Here is an 8,175-nt window from a genome sequence, read left to right as displayed (position 1 = left end):
GCGCGATCGCGCCCAGGTCGGCGGCGGCCTTGGCGTCGGCCGCCGACCCGTGCCCCAGCGAACCCAGCGCCAGACCGTGCACCTCGACGCAGTACGGGCACGCGTTGGCCCGCGACACCGCCGCCGCCACGACCTCCCGGTCGGCCCGGCTCGCGCCGCCCGGCACGAGCAGGGACTCCCGCAGGAGCACCCAGCTCGCCGCCAGCACGTCCGGCGCGGCCGAGTGCAGCGCGACCGGCGGCGCGAGCACGCCGAAGTCCCGCTCCACCTGGTCGTACACCCGCCGCACGAGGCCGGTCGCCCGACGCGGCGGCACGCACCGCACGTGGCGGACGTCCCGCAGTGTCCGGTGCAACGCCTTGCGCACCAACGCGTTCGCCACGGCGACCGCCTCAGTGCCCGGCGACCGGGGACAGCTTCAGCACGCCCCGCCGGCCGCTGGTGGACCCGTCCGGCGCGGGCGCGCCGTACGACACGTCCACACCGCGTTCCCGCGCCGCGCGCACGATCCCGGGCACGGCCCGCTCGGCGAGGGCGGCGATCGTCATGGCCGGGTTGACGGTCAGCGCGCCGGGCACCGCCGAGCCGTCCGTGACGAAGATGCCGGGGTGGCCGCGCAGCTCGTGGCCGGGGGTGAGCGCCGAGGTGGCCGGGTCGTCGCCGATCCGGCACGACGCCAGCGGGTGCACGGTGTACGCGCCGACCACGTCGTTCGTCCACGGCTCCACCGTCGCCAGTCCGTCCTTCTCCAGGATGGCCTTGCAGTCGGCGTCCGCGAGCGCCCACCCGCGCCGGGTGTTGGCGGTCGGCTTGTAGCTCAGCGGGCCGCGGCCCAGCATCTGCTGCGAGATGCGGAACGCGTTGCCGGTGGGCGGAGGCGGGCCGAAGACGCCCTCGTTGTCGTCCTCGGTCATGAGGAAGATAGTGAGCCAGGAGGCCCACTTCGACAGCATCTCCTTCTTCGCCGCGCCGAACCAGCGCGGCTCCTCGCCGCCGTGCGTCTGCGCCAGGATCGTGCCGAGGCCGGGCGGGAAGTACAGCTGCTCCAACGAGTACCGCTCGTACTCGGGCAGCGAGCCGTCCAGCTTGTCCCAGTTGGCCACGGTCGGGCCCTTGCCGATGTGGTTCGCCGCGTACACCAGACCGTCCTCACGGGACAGTCCGAGCACCTCGCGCACCCGTTCCTCGTTGATCACGGCGGTGTTCAGCCGCTCGCCGTTGCCGGAGAAGTACCGGCCGACGGCGTGCGGCAGCTCGCCGAGCGACGGCTCGGAGCGCTGGAGGATGACCGGCGTGGCGCCCGCGCCCGCCGCCACGACGACGATCTTGGCCTCGATGACGCCGCCGCCGGTGTGCACGCGGTAGTCCTCGCCGTCGACGACCTGGTAGTGCACCCGGTAGCCGCCGTCGTCGGTGCGCTCCAACCGCTGCACCTCGTGCAGGGGCCGGATCTCCGCGCCGTGCGCGAGGGCCGCGGGCAGGTAGTTGGTGAGCAGCGAGCGCTTCGCGTCGAACCGGCAGCCCGCCATCATGAAGTTGCAGTTCACGCACCGGTCGTTGTCCACGGCGACCGGCGCCGGGTTGGCGGTGCGGCCGGAGTGGTTGCAGGCCGCCGCCCACAGCCCGCCCGCGTACGACACGTCGTCCCAGGTCTGCGTGGCGACGGGCAGCGCCTCCGTGACGCGGTCGTACCAGGGGTCCAGCGTGTCGCGGGTGATCTCCCCCGGCCACATCCGGCGGCCGATCGAGCCGTGCCGCTCGAACACGAACCGCGGCGCGCGCGGCATCGCGGCGAAGTAGACGACGCTGCCGCCGCCCACGCAGTTGCCGCCGAGCACGCTCATCCCGTCGCCCACGACGAAGTCGAACGCCCGCGTGTAGGACGACCCGAGCAGGTAGTCGTGCTCGAACTCCTCGGACTGGAGCCACGGCCCGCGCTCCAGCACGGTCACCTTCGCGCCGCCCGCCGCCAGGTGGTACGCGGGGATGGCGCCGCCGAAGCCGCTGCCGATGACGACGACGTCGGTCTGCTCGCTGCTGCTGGTCATGCCGGGCTCCCGGAGGGCGTCGTGTCGGGGTGCGGGTCGGCGAGGACCCGCCGGTAGGAGAACCGCGGGAAGCGCCACAGGCCGTCCGGGTCGGGCGCGGTGTAGCCCATCGCGAGCAGGCCGGGGTGGCCGGCCGCGATGGCCTCCGCGGTGTGCAGGTGCGCCGCGCTGTCGTAGGCCATGTTGCTGAACAGCGCCAGGGCGACCCAGCCGTCCTTCTCCGGGTGGCCCGGCGCGGTGAGCCGCGCGACCAGCGCGGTGCGGTGCGCGAACGGCAGCGCCACGAACGCGGGCACGTCGTCGTCCAGCACGAGCCCGTGCTCCTCGGCGTACCCGGCGGCGTGCGCGTTCAACGCCTGCGCCAGGTACGGCAGGCCCGCCGTCACGCCGGTGGCGGGTGTGTTCAGCAGGTCCAGCGCGCCGGCCTCGACGGCGCCGGGCCCGTCCGCCGCGCCCGCGATCGCGCGGTCGTCGGGCGAGCGCTTCGCGCCCGGCAGGATCGTGTCGGCGAACGCCTCCAGGGTCAGCACCCCGGCGCTTTCCGCGTCGGTCGTTGTCGGTGACACCGGACTACCTCCTCGTGGGCCGTCGGTCGGCCGGGCCGTCCGACGCGGTGTGCACGGTCATGGGCAGGCCGCCCCGGACCCGCAGCGACAACATCGCCTCGGGCGTCACCGGACTGCCGGGCAGCTTCGCCAGCCGCACCTCCCGGGACAGGACGACCAGGACGAACACGGCCTCCATCAGCCCCAGGGCGTTGCCGACGCAGAACCGGGGCCCCGCGCCGAACGGGATGTAGGCGTACCGGGGCCTGCCCTCGGCCCGCTCCGGGAGGAAGCGGTCCGGGTCGAAGCGCTCCGGGTCGGACCAGAACTCCGGGTGCCGGTGCATCGTGTAGGGCACGACGACGACGTCCGCGCCGGCGGGCACGTGGTAGCCGCCGATCTCATCGTCCGCCAGCGCCACCCGGGGCAGCAGCCACACCGGCGGGTAGAGCCGCATGACCTCCTCCACGACCCGCACCGCGTACGGCAGCCGGTGCAGGTCGTCGGCCTCGGGCAGCCGGTCGCCGAGCACGTCGACCGCCTCGGCGCGCAGCCGCTCCGCCACGTCCGGGTGCTCGTCGAGGAGGTGGAACGCCCAGCCGAGCGTGCTCGCCGTCGTCTCGTGCCCGGCCAGCAGCAACGTGATGAGCTGCTCGCGCACCTCCTCCGGCGACGCGAACCGGGCGACCAGGCGGGACAGCAGGTCGTCGCCGTCCGGGCCGGCGGCGCGGCCCGCCACCAACTCGTCGGCGATCCGGCGCAGGTCCGCCCGCGACCGCCGGAACCTCACCTGCCCCGGCGTGGGCAGCCAGCGCGGCACCAGGCCGAGCGTGACGGCCTCGAACATCGCCTGGTCCTGCACGGCCTCGAACGAGTGGCCGAGCGAGGAGTGCGGGCCGAGGTCCGCGTCCAGCAGGGTCCGGCCGAGGACGCCGAGCGTCAGCGACGTCATCTCGTGCAGGACGTCCACCGGCGGCCCGCCGACGTGCTCGCGCAGTCGGCGGGCCAGCAGGTCGACCTCGGCGGCCACCAGCCCGGCCCGCGCGGCGATCCGCTTGGGCTGGAACGCGGGCTGGATGGCCTTGCGCTGGGCCCGCCACGCCTCGCCGTCGCTGACCAGCACGCCGTCGCCGAGGGCGCGCCTGGCCTGCCGCAGGCCGATGCCCTTGTGGTAGTTGGTGGCGTTGTCGGCCAGCACGTGCTTCGCGTGCTCGGGCCCGTTGACCAGGTAGAGGGCCTTGGGCCCGATCGCGATCCGGACCACGTCGCCGTACCGGGCCCCGTCCGACATCAGCCGCAGCCGGTCGGTGAACAGCAGCCGCAGCAGGCCGGGGGTGGCCCGCCGGGGCGGTCCGGGCGGCACCCGCCGGCCCTCCCGGACCTCGGTCGGCGCCGTGGTCATGCCGCCACGGCCTTGGACTCCTCACGGGGCGGCTCGACGGCCACCGGCGCCGCCACGACCGTCTCCGGCTGCGTCGCGTTGACGACGGCCTCCAGCTCGGAGGTCTCCCGCTGCAAGCGCGCCTTCTCCACGAAGTGCACGCCCCACAGGAACGCACCGCGGATCAGGCACACCGCCGCCGTGGCCAGGAACAGGCCGTAGGCGACGTGCACGACCATGAAGAACCCGTACGCCAGGGCCACACCCGCGCCGAACGCCACCTGGGAGGCGGGCTTCGACGGCGTGGTGCCGGGGTCGGTCACCATGTAGTTCGTGTAGAGCACGAACGCGACGCCGGTCATCATGCTCAGCGCGCCGAGGATGGCCGTGTCGAACAGCAGGCCGCGCACGACGGCCTGGAGCACGAACGTCACCAGCCACGCGCCGATCAGCCACATCCGCTGCGTCAGCTTGGCGTTGAGCAGCGTGCCGGACGCCAGGATGATCGCCACGATCACCCAGCCCACCCACGTGTCCACGTTCTCGGTGAAGTGGTACGGCGGCGCGATGCTGGCCCACGGGAACACCAGCAGGATGATCGTGATGCCGAAGTTCGACGGGTTCATGTAGTGGCGCAGCCGGCCGCGCACGGGCGCTTGGAGCACCCACTTCGCGCCCACGGCCACCACGACGCCGAACATCATCACGAGGACCTGGTCGTTGACGTAGGTCAGCATGTTGAGCGCCAGGCCGGTGATGTGCGCCGGGAACAGGAACTCCACCAGCCCCCGAAGACCCCGGCCGCGGAAGCGGGGCGCGCGGCCCTGCGACCGCGCGCCGATCAGCTCGAGGCCGATCTCGGTGGCGTACGCGGTCGCCAGCGCGATGAACGGGTACGTCCACGGCTGCTCGAACCCGAGGACCGTGTAGCCGATGATGTTGAAGATGGTGATCGAGATGGCGAACCGGCGGAGGGCGATGACGACCTTCGGCTGGTGCCTCGGCGGGCTTGCTGCTTGCTGCTGCTCCATGTCGTTCACCTCTCCACGGCCTTGGCGCCGAGTTCGATCGTGTGCCGGCCCGACGCCAGCGACAGTTCCTGCGTCCGCAGCTCGCCGCCGCGGTCGCGCCACTGGACGAGCACCGGCACCTGACCGGTGACGCCACCGAGTCCGATGTGGACCTCGTGGCTGCGGCGACCGGAGTGGCCGCTGCCGCCGTCGACGCGGCCGACGTGCGTGACACCCGCCGCGGTCGCCGTCACCTGGGCGCCGATGACGGCCGAGCCCTTCTCGTCCACCAGCGACAGCTGGAGGTACGACCCGGTGGTGGGGCTGGTGTTGCGGTAGAAGACCGGCGCGTCCCACTGCCGGGCGACGGCGAAGTCGAGCCTGCCGTCGGCGTCGGCGTCACCGGTGGCGATGCCGCGCGTCGGGACCGGCACGGCGAGGCCGAGCCGCGGCGCGAGGTCGGTGTAGGCGCCGTCCGGGCCCTTGGCGAAGAAGTGGAGCGTCTGGTCGCCCGCGAGGTCGTCGCCGGGACGCAGGTTCGGCCACCACGCCGGGTTGTCCAGCAGGGCGTCGTGCGCCGCGGCCAGCTCCTGGAGCTGGGGCCACCGGTTGACCTGGCCGCGCACGAACCCGGTCGCCTGGGTGATCACCGGGTCGCCGCTGTTGTCGAAGTCGGCGATCTTGACGTCCCAGCCCCACCCGGACCACGCGGTGCGGGCCTGCGCGCTGCGGTCGGTCCACGGCGCCTCGCCGCCGCCCAGCCGGGCCCGCAGGTCCGCCCGGTCCGCCGCGGTGTTGACGAAGTGGAAGTTGCTCTCCTCGATGCCCCACGACGTGGTGATGTTGCTGACGAACAGGTCGTAGAGGCCGTCGTGGTCGAAGTCGGCGAAGTCGACGCCCATGCCCTTGAAGCTGTCGTTGCCCAGCACCTTGGACTTCGGGTCGTTCGGCCCGCGGACGCCCTTCACCTCGGTGAACCGCACGTCGCCCGGCGTGGACCGGTTGTGCAGCAGGCGGTCGTGGCCGAAGTCGTTGCCGATGTACAGCTCGGGCAGGCCGTCGTGGTCCACGTCGGTCGCGCTGACCGCGAGCGACCAGCCGTGCCGCGCCTCCTCGGGGATGGCCTCCTCGTCCAGCGCGAACGTCACGCCCGGCTCGGCGCCGGAGGTGCCGTCGACGAACCGGAAGACGTACTTGCCGCCGCCGTTGTCGGCGTGGGACATCGAGCGGTTCATCTCGACGCCGCCCGCGACCCGCTCGTCCAGCACGGGGCTGCCGTCGGGGAAGTAGTTGCCGATGAACACGTCCTGGTGGCCGTCGCCGTCGAAGTCGCCGACGGTCGCCGCGTTGGTGTTCCACACCGGGCCGCTGTAGACGCCGTTCGCCGAGTGGTCGCCGGGGATCAGCTCGACCGGGCGGTACGAGGCCGCGCTGAGCGGGCCGGCGCCGTCCTTGGCCAGGAACACGACGGGCGTGCGGCCCCAGTAGTGGACCAGCAGGTCGATCCGGCCGTCCTCGTTCAGGTCGGCGGGCACGCAGCCCATCGGGGCGATGTAGGCGCCCATCGGCAGCGGCGACTCGGACAGCGCGAACGGCGCGTACCGGTCACCGCCCTCGCCGGGCGTCGGCGTGACCACGGTCTGGTCGCTGCGCGGGTCCACGAGGCACAGGTCGTTGGAGCGGCCGTCGCCGTCGAGGTCGTTCATGGCGATGGCCGCGCCGACCGAGGAGATCCAGGCGCTGATGTGCTCGTAGTCCTGGTTCACCGTGCGGATCGACTGGTGCCTGGCGGCTTCGGGCAGGGCGATGGTCATCGGCGTGAACGAGTAGCGGGACGCCAGGGACTCCTCCTCCGCGGAGGAGATCCCGGGCAGTCGCGCGACCAGGTACATGCTGATCACCAGCGCGACGGCCACGAAGCCCGCCAGGTGCCTGCGCAGCCGGCTCGTCGTCGCGGTCATGGGGCCACACCTCCGGATGTGAGGACTTCGTCGGCGATGCGCTGCCGCCAGGACTCGAACGCGGGCACCACGCCGTCCACGGGGACGGCGGGGCGCACCTCCTGCGTGATGGCGGCGGCCCGTTCGGCGGGCAGCCCGCAGATCGCCCTGGTGGCGCGGTCGGTTTCGGGGATGAGCAGGCCGGCGCGGACGCGGGCCTCGGCCGCGAACGCGCTGCCCTGGGCGAGCGGTCCGCGGTGCGGCCCGGCGAGCCGGACCAGTTCGGCCAGTTCGTCGTCGGTCGCGCCGCACGCGTAGGTGGACGCGAGGCCCACCCCGGCGTACAGGTCGGACCTGCGGTGCTCGGGGAAGCCCGCGATGGTGGACGCGACCAGGTCGACGTCCGTGCCGCAGACGAACCACAGCGCGCGACCGATTCCCTGGTCGATGCCGCGCTGGGCGTACTCGGAGTACCGGCCGCCGGGCCACGGGAAGGCCGGCTCCCGGTACTGCCGCCGCACGTACTTCTCGGTGCGGAAGTAGGCCTGGTGGAATCCGTAGCCGTCGAGCACCAGCCACCGCAGCAGCGGGTCCAGCCCGTCGGGCGACGGCCAGCGGAACCGGGGCAGCCGCGCCATGGCCCACCCGATGCCCACGTAGACGATGTACGTGTGCTTCTCGGCGGGCCCGGCGAGGAAGTCGGCGACGTGCCGCCGGCCGCCGCCGGGCAGGCCGTCCAGCATCGCGTACCCCATCCCGGCGCCTTCGTAGGCGAAACCGCGGAAGCGCGCGGGGATCGTTTCGAGCCATTCCTCGGCCTGCGCCGGTGAACGTGCCTCGACGGCGTTCGCGTAACCGGTGAGGAACTTCTCACCGACGGTCTCCAGCAATTCCTGGGAGGCGGCGTCCTTGCGCGGAAAACCGCGCTTCACCAGGGATGTCTCGGAGACGCTTGGTGTCAGGATTCGGCGCCTGAGCGAGCGCCATCCATTACTCAAGGCACTTCCCCCATTTCCTTCGGGACGAGGTGGCAACGCTGTGGGACAAAGCTCCTCCAGCGACGTGGGTGGCGACTACTCCGCCCTTGCTGGTTCCGGCGCGGCGCGGGAACACCGCACGCCGCGAACCCCTCTGGGACGTGGCGGCGGCGTTCCGGGATCAGGCCGCGGCGACCACCGACGCCGTGGCGGCGCCCGTGCGGGCGGCCGGGGCGGAGCGGGTGGGCGCGAGGGTGACCGAGATCGGCGGGTC

At 73.0% G+C, this 8,175-nt stretch carries 7 protein-coding genes; all 7 read right to left on the bottom strand.

What is annotated here, in order from left to right; all coding sequences use genetic code 11:
- Nucleotides 1–382, bottom strand: a 382-nt coding sequence (locus ACFQ3T_RS32145) for a carboxymuconolactone decarboxylase family protein (protein WP_380729145.1), incomplete at its 3' end; no start/stop codon positions are given.
- A 10-nt stretch (nt 383–392) separates the two neighbouring features.
- A complete protein-coding gene (locus tag ACFQ3T_RS32140; RefSeq protein ID WP_380729144.1) occupies nt 393–2,048 on the bottom strand; it encodes a GMC family oxidoreductase N-terminal domain-containing protein in 1,656 nt (551 codons plus the stop codon).
- Nucleotides 2,045–2,614, bottom strand: coding sequence for a DUF5987 family protein (locus tag ACFQ3T_RS32135; RefSeq protein ID WP_380729142.1), 570 nt, complete (start codon nt 2,612–2,614; stop codon nt 2,045–2,047). Before ACFQ3T_RS32135 ends, ACFQ3T_RS32140 begins: the two co-directional genes overlap by 4 nt.
- 4 nt (nt 2,615–2,618) lie before the next feature.
- Complete coding sequence (locus ACFQ3T_RS32130) at nt 2,619–3,995, bottom strand: cytochrome P450 (RefSeq protein ID WP_380729140.1); 1,377 nt, start codon at nt 3,993–3,995, stop codon at nt 2,619–2,621.
- Nucleotides 3,992–5,005: an enediyne biosynthesis protein gene (locus tag ACFQ3T_RS32125; RefSeq protein WP_380729138.1), complete on the bottom strand. Its 1,014-nt coding sequence runs from the start codon at nt 5,003–5,005 to the stop codon at nt 3,992–3,994. The genes ACFQ3T_RS32130 and ACFQ3T_RS32125 overlap by 4 nt, the downstream gene beginning before the upstream one ends.
- A gap of 5 nt (nt 5,006–5,010) precedes the next feature.
- The gene (locus ACFQ3T_RS32120) at nt 5,011–6,945 is read right to left on the bottom strand and encodes a CRTAC1 family protein (RefSeq protein ID WP_380729136.1); all 1,935 of its coding nucleotides are present in this window, start codon (nt 6,943–6,945) and stop codon (nt 5,011–5,013) included.
- Complete coding sequence (locus ACFQ3T_RS32115) at nt 6,942–7,922, bottom strand: DUF1702 family protein (RefSeq protein ID WP_380729134.1); 981 nt, start codon at nt 7,920–7,922, stop codon at nt 6,942–6,944. Before ACFQ3T_RS32115 ends, ACFQ3T_RS32120 begins: the two co-directional genes overlap by 4 nt.
- Between the last annotated feature and the right edge of the window lie 253 nt (nt 7,923–8,175).

This window comes from Saccharothrix hoggarensis, assembly GCF_042678885.1.
GTDB classification, from domain to species: Bacteria; Actinomycetota; Actinomycetes; order Mycobacteriales; family Pseudonocardiaceae; genus Actinosynnema; species Actinosynnema hoggarensis.
Note: the sequence above shows the minus strand (reverse complement) of the source record. Positions and strands in the feature narration are given on the sequence as shown.

What these genes read in the sequence shown, in the direction of transcription:
- ACFQ3T_RS32140 (WP_380729144.1), bottom strand. Translation starts at nt 2,048, where the DNA reads ATGACCAGCAGCAGCGAGCAGACCGACGTCGTCGTCATCGGCAGCGGC.
- ACFQ3T_RS32130 (WP_380729140.1), bottom strand. Translation starts at nt 3,995, where the DNA reads ATGACCACGGCGCCGACCGAGGTCCGGGAGGGCCGGCGGGTGCCGCCC.
- ACFQ3T_RS32125 (WP_380729138.1), bottom strand. Translation starts at nt 5,005, where the DNA reads ATGGAGCAGCAGCAAGCAGCAAGCCCGCCGAGGCACCAGCCGAAGGTC.
- ACFQ3T_RS32120 (WP_380729136.1), bottom strand. Translation starts at nt 6,945, where the DNA reads ATGACCGCGACGACGAGCCGGCTGCGCAGGCACCTGGCGGGCTTCGTG.